This window comes from Vibrio sp. Vb0937, from assembly GCF_033338855.1.
On the sequence record NZ_JAWOTK010000001.1, the window covers coordinates 706692 to 721810 of the forward strand.

The following is a 15119-nucleotide window of genomic DNA, read 5'->3' on the forward strand; positions in this document are numbered from 1 at the left end:
AAAGTGATAACAGGTTTTAGTTTGAGAGGAATACACGATAAAGTCAAACAAGCCAGATATTATATCGTGTCATAAAAATCATGCAGTTACGATGCATTGTAAACAATATGTTACATCGGGATGATGCTGAGAAAATCGCGTAGGGATTGGAAGCTCTTAAGACTACAGATAGGCTTAATGTAAAGGATTTGTTAATGGAGATGAGCCATGACCCAGTATCGTTCTAAACCCGTAAACCAGGAAGGCAGGGTTGAATGGAGCCGTGAAGAAGACGCCATTTGGCGAGATTTGGTAACACGACAAATGGGTGTGATCCAAAACAGAGCTTGTGAGGCTTATTTACACGGTTTGACGCTGCTTGATTTACCTCAAGACCGCGTTCCTCAGTTGCCAGAAATTAATCGTGTCTTGATGGAGACAACAGGTTGGCAAGTGGAGCCCGTTCCCGCGCTTATTGATTTCGACCGATTTTTTAATCTACTCGGTAATAAGCGCTTTCCAGTCGCCACATTCTTGCGTACAAGAGATGAGTTCGATTACTTACAGGAGCCAGATTTCTTCCACGAAATATTTGGTCATTGCGCGATGTTAACCAACCCAGACTTTGCTGCATTTACCGAGCATTATGGTCAACTAGGGCAAGCCGCTACCCCAAAACAAAGAGCCTATCTCGCTCGTCTCTACTGGTTTACCGTAGAGTTTGGTTTGGTGAAAGAAGGGGACAAAACCAAAATTTACGGTGGTGGTATTCTTTCATCTCCTGGCGAAACCCTCTACGCATTAGAGAGTGATGCAGCAATTCGCGACCCATTTGAATTACAAACAGTGCTGAGAACGCCTTATCGTATCGACATCATGCAACCGAAGTATTACGTGATTGATGACTTTTCTCAGCTCTTTAAAATTAGTCAGTTAAATTTATTGAAACAAGCCGATCTAGCGATTGAAGCTGGACTGCTTCCTCCACTTTTTGAACCAAAGGAACCTGCTCATGTTGAATGAACAAAAATGCGAAGCTTGTAGTATCGATGCCATTGCACTAAGCAAAGAAGAACAACAATCTCTGCTGCTGCAATTGTCTGATTGGCAGATCATTGAAAGAGAAGACATACCTCAACTAGAAAAGGTGTATAAATTTAAGAACTTCAAACAAGCATGGGCTTTCAGTAACAAAATCGCGGAACTGGCAGAAGATGAGTTCCACCATCCTTCTATTTTGTTGGAGTGGGGTAAGGTTACCGTAACGTGGTGGAGTCACTCTATCAAAGGTCTGCATAAAAACGATTTTATCTGCGCATCAAAGTGTGACGCGCTAGCATCGGCAGAGTAGGACATTACCTCATACAAAAAACGCCCGGCTTACGTCGGGCGTTTTGGTTCTGAATGACTTTTACATTACTTTATAGATTGATTCGGAAGACGGATGTCGTGCCCGATACCTCATTGCCAACGACGATAAAATGACCACCGTTACGGGTAAAGTAATTAATGGACTCTGGACCTAAATCGCCTGCTTTTGGATTGTATGTGTCGTTCATGCATTCGCCATCTTCGACTTCTGTACATACTGGCTGATTGTAATCACGGCGGTTTACGTAATGCATAAACTGCGCTTGTTTCGGGTCTGTGATGTCATAAATCATGATACCGCCTTGACGCTCCAAGCCGATAAACGCGTAATGACGACCGTTAATTTGTGCTACTTCAATCGCCTCTGGCTCAATACCTTTATCATCACTTCGGTCATCGCCACTATTATTGTTATCGTTGGTGCTGTTGAAGTTCTTGCCTTCATTCAGCAGCGCGATAGTCGCGAAATCGTCACCACTATCGAAGACCAACTTGCCGTTTTCATCCCAAATCGAGAATGAACGCGCGCCAATTGATTGAACATTCTCTTGTGCAGAAAGCGTTTGTTCCGGCTTAATCACTTTTAAACGCGCGAGTTGTTTGTTGTCTTTTAGTGCCTCTGCCAATGGGTGTTCTGCTGCTACTTTCAGCTTCTTACCGCGCACTTCATCAATATGGCTTAAACAGCTCCCTTGCTCAGATGTGTATTCATCTGTACCAAGGTAATCGTCTTCATCCCACATAAAGCCAGCTTTGTCGCACAGTTCTTGAGTGGTTTTGAATCCGTACTCACGCCCGTCGCCTTCATTTGCAGATACGATGTAAGTACTCCCATTCACTGAGTAGCTGTCGATAGTGTCAGGCATAAATAAGCCAACCAGTTGTGGGTAGCTTTTCAAGTTCCCAATGATTTTGTCTTTGTTGGATGCATCGAGTTTAGCGCCCGACCAAGACTTCTCACCTAAGCCAACAATTTTTTCTACCGATTTGCTCTCTGGATCGACGATTGCCATGGCGTTATTTTCTTGTAGCGCGACATAGATTTTACCGTTATCTGCAAAAGTGAGGTATTCAGGCTCTAGATCTTGTGCGATGGTGGCGTTTGCCCCCGAAATACGCACATTCTTTGGAAGCTCTGCTTTTCGTGAATCATCAAATTCGTTAAAGCCAATTTGTGACACTTCTGCTTGAATAACACCAAGGCTCAGATCGATCAAAGTGATACTACCTTCAGGGTCAATGCTGTAATCGCTGTTTGGTTCTCCTTCATTAGCGGTTGCGATGTATCGGCCATCTTTCGAGAAGCCAACCATGTCTGGCAATGCGCCTGTTGGAAACGTCATGACTAATGACAAATTGTCGGAGCGGTACAAGCCAACAATACCATTCGCTTGTTTATTACTGTTTTCAATCGCAACAGCTACCAAACCATTGAATACAGCGACACTGTTTGCTGCGCCAATTTCAATGCCCGCTGCTTCGCCAGCGCTGTTGAGATCAATGAATGCGCTTTGCGTTGGTACGCCGTTGTCATCCATAGACATTACATCGACACGTTTTGCTTGAGCATTAACCACATAGAGCTTATCTGTACAGGCGTCATAACTCACGATTTCAGCTGCCGATGTGTCGAATGGAGCATCAGCAACGGATGTTCCGATAAACGTTAACCCTTGAATTGACGTTTCCCCAGTAACGGGTGCAGTGGTAGGTTTGCATTGTGTAGCGAATGAAGCCACGGTATCTTCGGGTTGTGATGAACACGCGATGGCAAGTGATGACAATGCGAGTACACCGATTGCCTTTAAAGGGGTGATCATGATATCTCCTTATCAATCCGATAGGTTGTCAATCAGCATGGGTTTTATGCTGCTGTCCATTTCCGCACTGGAATGATGGAACGCTGAATGACGTGTGATTTGGTAAGGCTCTGAATATATGTATGATTGATGACTCTTATATTGGCTTTTTATGAAACTAATGTGTCATCAAAATGATGAAGTAGGGATAGAGGAATAATGGAATTAAAATCGTTTTTAGATTTATTGGCAGCGTCACCAGAGCAGGTCGAATTTGAAGCAACGATGGCGGTGATCGAAGATAACTATACGTTTGAGCCAACCGCTTTTGTAAATGGTGAGACACAAAACAATGCAGGCGAGAACAACGGTTCGTGTAAGATCTTCGCTTTCGGTTTGCTAAACAACCTAGACAAAGAAGCGACGCTAGCCTGCTTTGGCCGTTTTTATCGTGAAGATGTATTGCAGCATCCAGAGAACAGCGATCACCAGAATATTCGTAATTTTATGGTGACAGGGTGGGAAGGCATTAAGTTTGAAGCGTCCGCTTTAACCGCTAAATAAACACCAGTCAGAAAACGATGATCAGTAAGCCAGTCGTATTACGCGACTGGCTTTTTTTCTAGACATTTTCGGCACAAACACAGCTGGTTGGCGCTTGGCTTGGGTAAATCACGGGTTTCTATAGTAAAGCACCAGCATGTCTCTTTGCCTGCGGCGATATCACAATGGGCTTGAGTCCCGCACTCAGGACAACTGTGCGTTGAATCTTCTCCTGCGATTTGTTCGATAATCGCATCTCGTTGGAGATCGGTTTTGTCTTTCCATTGGATGATTTCATCCATCGTTCGGTGACAACCAGAGCATATTCCGGCGTTATTTTTACATGCAGCTCGACAAGGTGACTTCATTGCTTTCTCGTTCTCATTTTTTATGCCGCGTACTCTAGCATAAAGCGAGTCAAGGCCGCCAAAAATAAACGTGACTGCGATTTGCTGGTGAGGAGGGAGAACCAGTGTTACCCTTGGACGAGTTACCTTAACTCTCTGTCACTTATGTTAGAAAAAGAAAACCTCATTAAACTCGCTAGAATGCAAATGCCATTTGGGAAATATGCAGGGCGAGTGTTAATCGACCTGCCTGAAGAATACTTACTGTGGTTTGATAAAAAGGGCTGGCCAAGCGGCGAGCTAGGGGATTTGCTCAAGCTATGTTTAGCGCTCAAAATTGAAGGCTTAGATAGTGTCGTGAAGCCTTTGAAGCGTATGTAACTAGCCACAGAAACTCCCACTCTTAATGAAAAGACTTATTATGAATTTTGATATCGATGCACTGAAACATCACCAATTGGTCGAAGATGGTAAACTAGAAGGATGTTACATTCATCAGCCAGCTCAAGGTAGCCAACACAATGACAAAGCTGTTTTGGCAGAGCGCCAAGCGTTGGAAAAGTTGGGATATAAGGTAATACAGCTTAAAGCTAAAGGCGGGACAACAACGTTTGCCGAGGCGATGCAAAAGCTTGCGAAGGAAACTGGTCACCTGCCTAAGGAGTAAGTGAGTGTAACCTGCCACAGCCTTACAAGTTCTCCCACCAGACTATATTTTCATTCAAAAGAGCCAGACCGTTAGGCTGACTCTTTTTTGTCCCAAAGTGTGTTACGCCTCGAAATGCGAATTTAGATAATTGGCAATTTTATACATACAAAACTCTGCTCTTTGCCATTCAGGCAGAGTGCCCCAAAACTGGTAACAATGATATGAATGTTATCGTCGCTAGGCTGATGTTGAACACGCGCTGTCTTAATACGGTATTGAGATAAATACGAATTTTTTGACCAACCCAGACCCAAGTAATATTTGCAAACAGTCCGAATGTCGTAAAGACGAAAGTAATCAATGTAACAGAGAACCAATAGTTAGAAGGGAGACTATAACTTGTGACCAAAGCAAGTGATGCCATCCAAGCCTTCATATTACCCAGTTGAAACAACGTAGCCTGAGTTACGTTGATTGGTTTGCTTTTAGTGGGTTTGCCTGCGAAAGGGTTGGTACATAGCAGCTTAATCATCAGCCAGAACATGTAAACCAGACCGATGTATTTTATAGCGAGATACCAACTTGGATGAGTCTGTAGGGCAACACCGACACCACATGCACAAAGCAGAATTAACCCTATTACGCCAATACGGATACCAATTAGGTGTCGCCATGATTTCCTTATACCAAATTGTGCCCCTGAGTTGGCGAGCAATAAGTTATTTGGGCCGGGTGTTATGGCGGTGACAAACGCAAATAAACTCATCGCTGGAGTTAGGTCCCATAATGTTGTCATTTCTTTTCTTCTCAAATTAGTGCTGATAAGCCAAGAATAAAGGGATGAAGTGAGAGAGACCTACAGTTAATGCGTCATGGTGACAATTCTTTGATTTCATTTTCGTCAGGCCTTATTTATCCTGAATACAAGAATTAATTGTACCCCTTCGGAGAGAGACAATGTTAGTCCCTGATATATCGGGTCGTTCCGGACCTAAGTTTATGGCACTGGCTGATGCGATTGCTGAGGTGATAGAGAGTGGTGAACTCGAACCAGACACTAAATTACCTCCTCAGCGTATTTTATCTTATCGCTTAGGTGTGACGGTTGGAACGGTGACGAGGGCATATAGGGAGCTAGAGCGGAGGGGCTTAACGGAACCAAAAGTAGGAAGCGGTACTTATGTACGTAACAGAGAAACTGAACTGAACCACTTTTATCATCCGGTATTGGAAGAAAAAGGCATTGATCTGGCACGTTGCCGACCTTTGCTATTATCGCAGCCGAAATTTCTTGCGAATGCGTTGAAAGAGCTATCACACGAGGAAATTGCGCAGGCAGCCGTGCTGGATTACTACTCCGCTGATGGCATTCAGGGTCATAACGAGACTCTTCGACAATGGCTGATGACCAAATTCAATATCGATATTGATTCACGGCGTCTAGTGTGGACTCATGGAGGGCAACACGGGATATCGTTGATTATTCAATCTCTGAGCCGCCCTAAAGATACAATTCTTGCTGAAGGGCTGTGTTATCCAGAGTTCATCTATGCATGTCAGCAATCCGAACGAAAGCTAGTGCCAGTAAAAGTCGATGAACATGGATTAGATCCAGAAGATCTGGCTTTGCACTGTAAGAGGCATCGCCCAAAACTGCTTTATCTTACGCCGGGAATACAGAACCCGACCGGAGCTCAGTTAACGGATAGCCGAAGACTAAAAATCATAGAGATATGTCGTCGTTATAATGTGTTGATCATTGAGGACGATGTTCTCTACTGCCCACCGTCTCATCGAAAGAGTCCCTTAGTTGCTATCGCTCCAGATATTACCTTATACGTGGGCAGTTTTTCTAAGTACTTTGCAGGTGGATTGCGGCTGGGTTTCATCATTCTGCCTCTGTCGTTCAAAGATTTACTGCAACGTGCGCTAAGAGCCAGTTGTATGTATGTTAGCCCTTTGATAATTGACCTTGTTTGTCGTTGGTTAACTAGCGGAGCTATGCAAGCCGTGGACAGAGAGATAGCGATGGAACTCAGTGCACGTCATCGGATCTGGAAGGCAGTATTTCCCGAAATCCAGATTGGTGTTCCTGGTTACAATGTGTGGCTACCTTTGCCTGAGCCATTAACAGGGTATCACTTTAATCAGTCGTTGTTGAAACATGGTGTCAGAGTGAGGGAAGCGGAAATGTTTGCTGTGGGTCGGTATGAAGTGCCAGCAGCAGTGAGGATATCACTTGCAGGTCCATTAAGCCGATTACAATTGCAATCAGCTTTAGATATCGTAAGAGAGCAAATCAAACGGTTAACTTAAGTTTCATAGTTCACATGGATTGCTCAATATCTAACTATTCAATGCTCTATTAGGATTGAACACACCGATATACATAAAGTGCTCAAAGTTGTGCTCAAAGTCTCAAAAGTTACTTGAAATCTGAAACTCGCTTAGACGTCTTTTGGACAGCATCGAGTTGATTCATCTTTGTCGAGAACCTTCATGTTGAGTACTTTCCAACGCAAAAGTGCCCCATTGTTACTTGGGGCTAGTACTAATCCATCTATTGTGAGTATGGCTTTGCCTTAATAAATCTTATTTGAACTCGCCTCTAAATGAGTGGGCTTATCGATGTAACTCAGCAACGCTCATAGTGAAAACTAAATCCGAATCTGCTTGGTTTGAGTAGCTGTGAGGGACATCCGTTTTAGCTATAGCAGACTGACCTTCATGCAGTTCTATGGCTTTCCCATCAATATTCAAAGTGAGTATTCCAGACTCAACATGAAAAAGTTCAAACGTACCTTGTGGATGACCTGCTGATTCAAAAACTTCTGATGGTTTCATATTCCAGCGCCACAACTCAATCATATCTGGGCCGCTTGTTCCCGCCAGAAGTTTTGCGCTACCACCGTGCTCGCCAGTCCAAAGCGTTGGAATGTCCTCTTTATCAATGATGTTGACTGTTGGATTACTCGCAACATTCACAATATCGGCAACCGAAATCCCAAGGGCAGCAGACAGTTTACACAACGTCGAAATGCTAGGGTTAGCTGCCCCTTTCTCTACTTCTACTAACATGCCTTTACTTATCCCTGCTCTTTTTGACAGGGCATCCAGTGACAACTTGAGCCTTTTTCGATGTTCCTTGATCCTTGCGGCTACCGCTTGATTAATGAAATCAGCATCAGTGCCACTGTTGGTCGATATATTGACTTTTTTGGTCATTGTAATGTATCTTGCATGAAAATGAATCACTGAAGGAATTATCTAATGGTTGTTGTAGTGCCGTCAATCGATGCTCGAATTTCCCAGATTGCACCAGAGTTCAAAGCATTGAGCATATCCGTTAAAGGAACGGAAGTTCAGAGCCAAGAGTATGCAAAACGGGTTCTGCAAGAAGCATGTACTTCCGTCATTGAGAACGACTATCCATGGGCAGAATCACACATCAATGCGTGGGGAGACGTTTTTCGTCAATTTGGCGCTAAACCAAATCGAACCCCTTGCTCGGCTGCTGCACTGCGAAAACGAGTATTGAAAGATGGAGGAATGCAGAGCATTGACCCTATTGTGGATATTTATAATGCCATCAGTATTCGATACGCCATACCCGTAGGTGGTGAAGATATGGACAGTTATCAAGGAACGCCAACACTCACTATCGCAGATGGCTCTGAATCCTTTGACACCATGAAAAATGGTGAGGCTTCAATTGAAAACCCTGATGTTGGGGAAGTAATTTGGCGCGATGAAGTAGGCGTTACTTGTCGTCGTTGGAACTGGAGGCAGGGTGTCAGAACCCGAATTGAATCTGACACACGTAACATGTGGTTTATTCTAGAAAGCTTGCCTGAAATGCCACTAGAACGCTTGCAGGAGGCGGGGCAAGAAATGATTAAACACTTGCAAGTGATCATGCCTGATTCAGTGATAGAGCAATCGTTGGTGTTTGCTTCAAAATCCATTGAGGTTTGATGTGATAAATACTTTGTTAACGGGTGCCGTTGTTTCTGGAAGTTTGATTGTCGCAATCGGTAGCCAAAATGCGTTTCTATTAAAGTGCGGATTAAAAAAGCAATACGCACTGTCCGTTGCCACTATCTGCTTTCTTGGAGACATTCTACTGATCAGTACTGGTGTACTTGGTATAGGGACACTGCTCTATAAAGCACCATTATGGAAAGACCTTTTGACTCTTGGCGGCGTAGTATTTCTTTTCTGGTATGGCTACCAATCTGCAAAATCAGCATGGAATGGTTCAAGTCACCTAGAGTTGGAAAATTCGGACATTGCCCAGAGTTGGTTAAAAGTCGTTTTAATGGCGATGGCTATCACTTTTTTAAATCCACATGTCTATCTGGATACGGTGGTGATCCTTGGTGGTGTGACTGCTCAAATGGAACCTGATGAAAAACTATTGTTTGTTATAGGGGCACTGATTGCATCAGGGATCTGGTTTTATGGATTAGTGTATTTGGCTAACAAGTTGATCCCACTTTTTAGTAAGCCAAGAACATGGAGAATTTTAGATTCTGCGATTTCATGCATCATGTTTGGTATTGCATTGAAGCTCGCAACACCTCTGTTAAGCCAATACATATAGAACGTCTCGATAAAGCTGCATTTCCAATAACTAAACTGCTCCTGCCAGATTGGACACAGATTTTCCATACCAGAAGTTATTCGCATTTTGCTAATTTAAGTAAATGCTCTAAATCATTTCTGTCTAAGAGAGTGCTGGCGCAGTTCAAAGTAGGCACTTGCTTTGGGTTACTCGACTCCGAGTCACTTTATTGCTATGTTTCGCAAAATATATGGAGAATCTCCTGCGCGTTATTTTTCTAGATGCCGTGCAGAATAATGTGTTGACCGGCTGAGGGAAAAATGAAAACCAAAATAATAATGTCTTTTCTACTCGCTACATTGTGTGTCAGTGCCAGCGCCAGTACGAATGAGCCGAAATACCATTCTGCGCTAACAATCAAAACGGGATTCAGTGAAGACAGAGATAAGCCAGTAGAAGTCTATTATTGGTATCCCACAACGAACGAAAAAAACAATTTCACGTTTGGTAGGGGGAACATTTTTAAATCAGTCGAAACGCAGTTAGATGCCCCTTTAGCAAGTGGAAAATTTCCCGTTGTGCTTTTGTCGCAGGGCGGAACACGGTCAGCGTTTTCCCACAGTGGTTGGATAGCCTCGAGCCTGGCGCAACAAGGTTATGTCGTTGTGGTACCAAAGCCTCCTGCACCGAACGAAATCAATGCAGAAATGGCTGTTGATGAAATCACATTCAGAACCAGTGATTTGGTGCTTGGGCTGAACGAATTAAGTTCGGTCGGGATACTGTCCGGAGGCGCAGATACTGATGCAGTGCAGGGGGTCGGCTTTTTTCTGGGCGGCACATCTATGCTGATGCTCTCCGGAGCGCAAATAAGCCCGGAGAAATATCGAACATCGTGTCACAACGCCACCAATGTAGACTGTCATTGGTTACGTGAAAATAACGTTGATATTACCAGCATCCCGGATCAAAAATTCCCCCGATTTCAGTCTGAAAACAAACTGAAATCGGTCGTCGTTATCAACCCTGAGCTAACGAAAACTTTTGTCCCTGAAACTCTGGCCTTGATGAACAATGCTATCACCGTGGTGGCGCTCTCTGATCGGCTACATCCCGCACTGACACCAGCCGAATCACTTGTTGCTCTTCCCAATGTGACAATTCAAGAGATCCCCAATGCGAGTCAGTTTAGTGCGTTCGCAGAATGTACTGAGCGTGGCATTAAAATTCTCGCATCAGAAGGGGAGGAAGCACTTTGCCAGGAGCGTGACGAGGTTTCCAGAAAGGACAATCATCAGCACATTTTGGATGTAATTCTGGCCAGGTTAACAAAGTCATAAGAGTGCAACAATGAGGAGCTTTCTTACACATTGTGTGCTTGGACCAGCAAAGCGAGAAGTAAGTTTTTGCAGGCTTATCCTTTCACCATAGTGCAAGGCCTACTAGTGACCGTGTTATTTGCTCTAACTAAGTACTTGTACCAACATTTTGAAACTTAGAAGAACACACAAAATACCAACGATTTTCTTAAGAACTTTATTTGGGAAATACTCTGCACAACGCACGCCGAGGCTAGTAGTTAAGTAGCTACTAATGGAGAAGCTGAGCATTGCAGGAAGGTATATGTATCCTAATACTAAGTTGTTCCAATCTGTGTTTCCCCATCCGTTTAACATGTAACCGAGGCTTCCTGACAGCGCGATAGGGAAACCTATCGCAGCAGAGGTACCAATAGCACGTTTTACCTCAAAATTTTGCTGGACAAGATAGGGGATGATCAACCCCGCACCGCTTATAGAGACAAGTGCTGATACAGAGCCAATCACCGAGCCTACAGTGATATTACCGATAGCCCCATGTGGGTTCGGATTGTACTCATTTTCAGTGTTGAGAAACATCTTATAAGCAACATACAACATGAATACGCTGAAAAAGCCTGCCAGATAGACTCCTTGTAGATACGATGCTACGAATGTGGCGCAAAATGTTCCGACTAGAACTCCGCTCAACATTTTTCCTACCATTGTCGAGTCTACATTCTCTTTTTTGTAGTGAGCGCGCATGCTGCCCAATGTTGTAATAATCATCGAAGCCATTGATGTTCCTAACGCAAGATGCACTACTTCCGTATCAGCTATTCCCTGTAGTGAAAATAGAAACGCAAAAATAGGGACGGCCATTCCACCACCACCCACACCAACGAGTCCAGCGAGAAAGCCAATGCCCAAGCCTGCTGTAATGTAATAGATAATAAAGATAGGTTCGTTCATGATGGTTCTGCCTTCGATAAAATGATCGTTGCTAAAATGTTACTCGAACGCTAACTTGCTATGGTAACGTTAAGAGGACAGAAAATAATGAATAATGGCCAAAATGGAATTGAGTAAATAAAGTGACAAACTCTGATTACAGCGAATGGAAAAATGGCGCCGCACTGATCGTTAAGGAGTGGCAGCATGAAAGGAGCGACTTCAACCATTTGGATCAACGGCCACATAATTGGCACAGTCATCATCGAGGCCAGTTACTGTGTATAGATGAAGGGCTAATTCAGGTCAAAACCGATGAAGGAACGTGGATACTACCACCTCACCGAGCTGGTTGGATCCCCCCGGGTGCGATGCACAGTGTTTATTTTTGTGGTTCTCTGAAAGGTCGTTCATTACTGTTTACTCCAGAGAGTTGTGAGCGGTTTCCAATGAGACCTTGTGTGATCCAACTTAGCGATGTGTTGAAAGCCCTATCGGTTAGAGCATCGATATGGAGCAAAACAGACGATCTATCCATACAGTCTTTACGTATTCTCGCCGTAATATCCGATGAAATCGTCAATAGCCCTCATGAGTCACTCCACATCCCACTGCCCAGAGATCCGAGACTGCAAAAAGTTATTCAAGCAATTTTAATAGACCCAAACAGCAAGCATTCTGTAGAGCATTGGGCCAATATTGGGGCAGTCTCATCTCGGACGTTAAGACGATTGATTCGAAGTGAGTTAAACATGAGTTTTAGTGAATGGCGGCAACAAGTACTGCTAATACATTCATTAGAAATGATAGCTCGAGGGGAATCGGTGGGAGATATTGCACATGCTTTAGGTTATTCGACGCCCAGTAACTTTATTGCGATGTTTCGTCGGGTCTATGGCGATTCACCCACGCGTTACTTTTCGAGTCGTGGCATATAGTTGCCAAGAGCTTACCTAAATTAGGTTCGTTTTTATGTACTGAGGTTTACATTCATTTACTCACGCAACATATGCAAGTGCTTCTAGCTTCTTTCTGCCCGCATGAGCTGAAATCAATTTCGAAGTGGATAATAGAGTTCAAGATTTTAAAATACTTAATCTAATGGAAGGCAAGACTTCACTCCTACGGCTATTGATAGCATTAAGAGGGAGGCTGTTCTAAATTGTATTTAAAAAATTAATCGTTCAACTTGTGCCATACAGGCTCTTTATCGTCTCCCTCAACCACACGATTTTAGGGTTCTTGTTATTGCGTTTGTGCCAAATCATAGTAAATGGAATCAGTAGCTTGTGCTGATAATCTTCGGCAATGGGGATAGGCAACGCTATTAAGTTGGGGTGAAGCTGTTCGCAGTATCGCTGACAATACTTTGGTGCTGTGGTTAACATTTGATGGTCGGGCTTTTCTGCAACAAATAAAGCTTGCTCGAAACTCGCCATCGTTAGGCTAACGTTTCGAGTATATCCCTGTTCAGCCAAGATCTCATCCAATGCCCAACTGTCATTTTTCTCCCATGCTACATTGATGTGGGCATAGCTTAAGAAAGTATCCAAATTCCACTCTTGCTTGAGCGCAGGATGATCTTTGCGGACATACACCATAGGTAAATCCGAAAACAGCACTTCGAAATTAATAAAATACGGGAGCAGTTCTAACGACTCTTTGGAGCGAGGATGGCTTTCACGGCCAGTAAAACCAATATCCACTTCACCGCTGGTAATGGCGTCTAACGAGTCGTAATCCCAGTTATGGAACTTTACCGTTGAGTCTGGATAAAAATCATGGATTCGTTTGGTCAGTTCATCCGCCATGATGAGTGACAATGGCGACTCTACTCCAAGATGAAATTTAACTCCGCTTGGAACATCATCACCTCGGTGTGAAACAATCAGGTTACTGATCTGCATCCAGTCTGACAAAAGCACTTGCACGTTTGTCGCGAGATTTGTTGGCTTTAGGCCTTGCGGCGTATTAACAAAAAGCGGGTCATCAAACCAAGCGCGCAATTTGCCTAAAGACTTACTCACGGTTGAGGGAGTTACATTAAGTTTTTTCGCCGTTTTAGTAACACTCTGCTCTTGCAGTAGCAATTGCAGAGTGAGCAGTAAATTAAGATCAAGTCGGGCAAGAGATTTCTTCATGAGGCTCACTAACGTTATGATTTGGAAATAATAATATTACGGAGAGTCCAATAACGCCACTAGCAACCAACGCTATCATTAACATCATCACGGCCGACACACCTAACGTCGCCATCAACCAAATGTAAAGTGCAGACCAAGAAACCTGACCTATGCCAAGCATAGAGCTTGCAAGTCCAGCTTTGCGTGAGAACTGGCTTAACGCTTGGCTCATCGCCACACCAAACCCCATTGGAAAACTCATGCTGAGCAGAGTGAATCCTACCATATAAAGTGTCGGACTATCGCTATTTAAGTGAGCCGCGAGAATAACGATAGCCGACAGAAAATTGGTCATTTGTGCAGCGAACATCAATGTGGTTTGTTTGAAGCAAGAAAGAGCAAATGGAACTGAAAACGATGTCGTCATACCTACCATCGCGAGTAGTGCCATCGTTGTTGAATATTCGCCTCGAGTAAAACCAATTGAATCCATTATTATCATTGGTGACGTATTTACATAAGAGAGAATAGCTGTGACGCCTAAAGATGTATAAATAACGCGCGATATGAAAAAGCGGTTAGATAGTGATTCGTCCGAAGCTTCACTCACATTTAAAGTTGTGCGCTTGGTTTTAGGCAAGGTTTCTTTTAAGACAAAGCAAGCAATTAAACCTATCATAACACCCATTATCGCCATGGCAGTGAATAACACGGGCCACGGAAACTTGATCATAATCAGATTGCCGATCACGGGGGCAAGTACTGGGATAGAGCAGATAATTCCATTGAGCATCGATAGAACCTTAGCTCGCTCTGGGTCCCCTAGAGTGTCACGCAAAATGGCAAAGGCCACTACATAGCAACATGCGGCACCTACGCCTTGGAAAAAGCGCATTATTAGGAAGCTATTACTGGTCTCAGCAGAGCCCGCGAACATTGATGCAAGGGTAAAAATCACTGCACCGCAAATGGCAACAGGTTTGCGTCCTAAACAATCAGCAGTTCGCCCAACAAAAACCATAGTCGATGCTAGACCAGCGAGGTAAATAGAAAAAGCAATATGAAGTTGTGATTCGCTGGCAGACAGGTCATGGGCGATTTGTGGTAAAGCAACCAAGTAGAGATCTATTGCCGTAGGATAAAGCAACACAAAGGCGAAGCTACATATCAGATATCGGGATAAATTAATTTTTTCCATTACTACCTCGTGAAGGAATTGGGCTTACGAGGATGATATGCAACATTACTCATCTTGGCGCGTTACCTTTCTGACAACAGGTATTTCCATATACGACATCAGTAACGATTGTGGCTATAGCAGTCAAATTTGCCCTAAGAAGAACCGTGGTATTGGGAGAAAGTAATCTATACAACCGAGTCCACTACATTAGTTAAATAGACAACGATGGACATTAGTTACCTGGAGTTTTCTCAAGCTATATTAAGCTCTCAAAACCACAGAGCTTAAATAGTGTGGTTAAGCCTTTGATTCGGA

At 43.7% G+C, this 15119-nt stretch carries 18 protein-coding genes; 11 read left to right on the forward strand and 7 right to left on the reverse strand.

All coding sequences use genetic code 11. The annotated features are described in order from the left end of the window. The first annotated feature begins 207 nt into the window (after positions 1 to 207). Together phhA and R7P67_RS03120 are read left to right on the forward strand one after the other, a co-directional pair. The gene (gene phhA, locus R7P67_RS03115) at positions 208 to 1002 is read left to right on the forward strand and encodes a phenylalanine 4-monooxygenase (protein ID WP_005375564.1); all 795 of its coding nucleotides are present in this window, start codon (positions 208 to 210) and stop codon (positions 1000 to 1002) included. Further along, entirely contained in the window at positions 992 to 1330 is a 339-nt protein-coding gene (locus R7P67_RS03120; protein ID WP_005375563.1) for a 4a-hydroxytetrahydrobiopterin dehydratase, read from the forward strand. The genes phhA and R7P67_RS03120 overlap by 11 nt, the downstream gene beginning before the upstream one ends. Positions 1331 to 1400: 70 nt before the next feature. On the opposite strand, the gene R7P67_RS03125 is transcribed toward R7P67_RS03120, so the two are convergent. Continuing rightward, entirely contained in the window at positions 1401 to 3170 is a 1770-nt protein-coding gene (locus R7P67_RS03125; RefSeq protein ID WP_248525419.1) for a choice-of-anchor I family protein, read from the reverse strand. Between the two features lie 198 nt (positions 3171 to 3368). Between R7P67_RS03125 and R7P67_RS03130 the strand changes: the two genes are divergently transcribed. Beyond that, positions 3369 to 3713 (forward strand): HopJ type III effector protein, encoded by a 345-nt coding sequence (locus tag R7P67_RS03130; RefSeq protein WP_005375560.1) that lies wholly within the window; start codon positions 3369 to 3371, stop codon positions 3711 to 3713. A 38-nt stretch (positions 3714 to 3751) separates the two neighbouring features. On the opposite strand, the gene R7P67_RS03135 is transcribed toward R7P67_RS03130, so the two are convergent. After that, positions 3752 to 4060, reverse strand: a complete 309-nt coding sequence (locus R7P67_RS03135; RefSeq protein WP_080276966.1) for a cysteine-rich CWC family protein — start codon at positions 4058 to 4060, stop codon at positions 3752 to 3754. A gap of 144 nt (positions 4061 to 4204) precedes the next feature. On the opposite strand from R7P67_RS03135, the gene R7P67_RS03140 reads away from it, so the two are divergent. Both R7P67_RS03140 and R7P67_RS03145 read left to right on the forward strand, forming a co-directional pair. After that, a complete protein-coding gene (locus tag R7P67_RS03140; RefSeq protein ID WP_005375557.1) occupies positions 4205 to 4420 on the forward strand; it encodes a DUF3820 family protein in 216 nt (71 codons plus the stop codon). A gap of 40 nt (positions 4421 to 4460) precedes the next feature. After that, the gene (locus R7P67_RS03145) at positions 4461 to 4706 is read left to right on the forward strand and encodes a hypothetical protein (RefSeq protein ID WP_033906842.1); all 246 of its coding nucleotides are present in this window, start codon (positions 4461 to 4463) and stop codon (positions 4704 to 4706) included. Between the two features lie 169 nt (positions 4707 to 4875). Here the strand turns inward: R7P67_RS03145 and R7P67_RS03150 are convergent, their stop codons facing one another. Next, positions 4876 to 5484, reverse strand: a complete 609-nt coding sequence (locus tag R7P67_RS03150; protein WP_213903692.1) for a LysE family translocator — start codon at positions 5482 to 5484, stop codon at positions 4876 to 4878. Between the two features lie 161 nt (positions 5485 to 5645). Between R7P67_RS03150 and R7P67_RS03155 the strand changes: the two genes are divergently transcribed. Continuing rightward, positions 5646 to 7004 (forward strand): PLP-dependent aminotransferase family protein, encoded by a 1359-nt coding sequence (locus R7P67_RS03155; protein WP_262652961.1) that lies wholly within the window; start codon positions 5646 to 5648, stop codon positions 7002 to 7004. Between the two features lie 306 nt (positions 7005 to 7310). Here R7P67_RS03155 and R7P67_RS03160 read toward each other — a convergent pair whose 3' ends face one another. Then, positions 7311 to 7913: a helix-turn-helix domain-containing protein gene (locus tag R7P67_RS03160; RefSeq protein WP_262652963.1), complete on the reverse strand. Its 603-nt coding sequence runs from the start codon at positions 7911 to 7913 to the stop codon at positions 7311 to 7313. A gap of 45 nt (positions 7914 to 7958) precedes the next feature. Between R7P67_RS03160 and R7P67_RS03165 the strand changes: the two genes are divergently transcribed. From R7P67_RS03165 to R7P67_RS03180, 4 genes are all read left to right on the forward strand, one after another. After that, a complete protein-coding gene (locus R7P67_RS03165) occupies positions 7959 to 8663 on the forward strand; it encodes a B3/4 domain-containing protein (RefSeq protein ID WP_005389417.1) in 705 nt (234 codons plus the stop codon). A gap of 1 nt (position 8664) precedes the next feature. After that, on the forward strand, positions 8665 to 9291 hold the full coding sequence (locus R7P67_RS03170; RefSeq protein WP_053350632.1) for a LysE/ArgO family amino acid transporter: 627 nt from the start codon (positions 8665 to 8667) through the stop codon (positions 9289 to 9291). Between the two features lie 162 nt (positions 9292 to 9453). After that, positions 9454 to 9549 carry a hypothetical protein gene (locus tag R7P67_RS03175; RefSeq protein ID WP_309474141.1) on the forward strand — a complete coding sequence of 32 codons (96 nt, stop codon included), beginning with the start codon at positions 9454 to 9456 and terminating at the stop codon, positions 9547 to 9549. 23 nt (positions 9550 to 9572) lie between these two features. After that, the gene (locus R7P67_RS03180) at positions 9573 to 10592 is read left to right on the forward strand and encodes an alpha/beta hydrolase family protein (RefSeq protein ID WP_262652965.1); all 1020 of its coding nucleotides are present in this window, start codon (positions 9573 to 9575) and stop codon (positions 10590 to 10592) included. 123 nt (positions 10593 to 10715) lie between these two features. Here the strand turns inward: R7P67_RS03180 and R7P67_RS03185 are convergent, their stop codons facing one another. Continuing rightward, positions 10716 to 11522, reverse strand: coding sequence for a sulfite exporter TauE/SafE family protein (locus tag R7P67_RS03185; protein WP_017635743.1), 807 nt, complete (start codon positions 11520 to 11522; stop codon positions 10716 to 10718). 122 nt (positions 11523 to 11644) lie between these two features. On the opposite strand from R7P67_RS03185, the gene R7P67_RS03190 reads away from it, so the two are divergent. Beyond that, positions 11645 to 12439, forward strand: coding sequence for an AraC family transcriptional regulator (locus R7P67_RS03190; RefSeq protein ID WP_262652967.1), 795 nt, complete (start codon positions 11645 to 11647; stop codon positions 12437 to 12439). 246 nt (positions 12440 to 12685) lie between these two features. On the opposite strand, the gene yidZ is transcribed toward R7P67_RS03190, so the two are convergent. Further along, positions 12686 to 13642 (reverse strand): HTH-type transcriptional regulator YidZ, encoded by a 957-nt coding sequence (yidZ, locus tag R7P67_RS03195; protein WP_213962370.1) that lies wholly within the window; start codon positions 13640 to 13642, stop codon positions 12686 to 12688. Continuing rightward, complete coding sequence (locus R7P67_RS03200; protein ID WP_262645927.1) at positions 13617 to 14822, reverse strand: MFS transporter; 1206 nt, start codon at positions 14820 to 14822, stop codon at positions 13617 to 13619. The genes yidZ and R7P67_RS03200 overlap by 26 nt, the downstream gene beginning before the upstream one ends. Between the last annotated feature and the right edge of the window lie 297 nt (positions 14823 to 15119).

Excerpts from the sequence above, each read along its gene's own strand:
- R7P67_RS03145 (WP_033906842.1), top strand. The coding sequence starts at position 4,461 with ATGAATTTTGATATCGATGCACTGAAACATCACCAATTGGTCGAAGAT.
- R7P67_RS03125 (WP_248525419.1), bottom strand. The coding sequence starts at position 3,170 with ATGATCACCCCTTTAAAGGCAATCGGTGTACTCGCATTGTCATCACTT.
- R7P67_RS03160 (WP_262652963.1), bottom strand. The coding sequence starts at position 7,913 with ATGACCAAAAAAGTCAATATATCGACCAACAGTGGCACTGATGCTGAT.
- R7P67_RS03130 (WP_005375560.1), top strand. The coding sequence starts at position 3,369 with ATGGAATTAAAATCGTTTTTAGATTTATTGGCAGCGTCACCAGAGCAG.
- R7P67_RS03155 (WP_262652961.1), top strand. The coding sequence starts at position 5,646 with ATGTTAGTCCCTGATATATCGGGTCGTTCCGGACCTAAGTTTATGGCA.
- yidZ (WP_213962370.1), bottom strand. The coding sequence starts at position 13,642 with ATGAAGAAATCTCTTGCCCGACTTGATCTTAATTTACTGCTCACTCTG.
- R7P67_RS03120 (WP_005375563.1), top strand. The coding sequence starts at position 992 with ATGTTGAATGAACAAAAATGCGAAGCTTGTAGTATCGATGCCATTGCA.
- R7P67_RS03150 (WP_213903692.1), bottom strand. The coding sequence starts at position 5,484 with ATGACAACATTATGGGACCTAACTCCAGCGATGAGTTTATTTGCGTTT.
- R7P67_RS03165 (WP_005389417.1), top strand. The coding sequence starts at position 7,959 with ATGGTTGTTGTAGTGCCGTCAATCGATGCTCGAATTTCCCAGATTGCA.
- R7P67_RS03200 (WP_262645927.1), bottom strand. The coding sequence starts at position 14,822 with ATGGAAAAAATTAATTTATCCCGATATCTGATATGTAGCTTCGCCTTT.
- R7P67_RS03140 (WP_005375557.1), top strand. The coding sequence starts at position 4,205 with ATGTTAGAAAAAGAAAACCTCATTAAACTCGCTAGAATGCAAATGCCA.
- R7P67_RS03135 (WP_080276966.1), bottom strand. The coding sequence starts at position 4,060 with ATGAAGTCACCTTGTCGAGCTGCATGTAAAAATAACGCCGGAATATGC.
- R7P67_RS03185 (WP_017635743.1), bottom strand. The coding sequence starts at position 11,522 with ATGAACGAACCTATCTTTATTATCTATTACATTACAGCAGGCTTGGGC.
- R7P67_RS03180 (WP_262652965.1), top strand. The coding sequence starts at position 9,573 with ATGAAAACCAAAATAATAATGTCTTTTCTACTCGCTACATTGTGTGTC.
- phhA (WP_005375564.1), top strand. The coding sequence starts at position 208 with ATGACCCAGTATCGTTCTAAACCCGTAAACCAGGAAGGCAGGGTTGAA.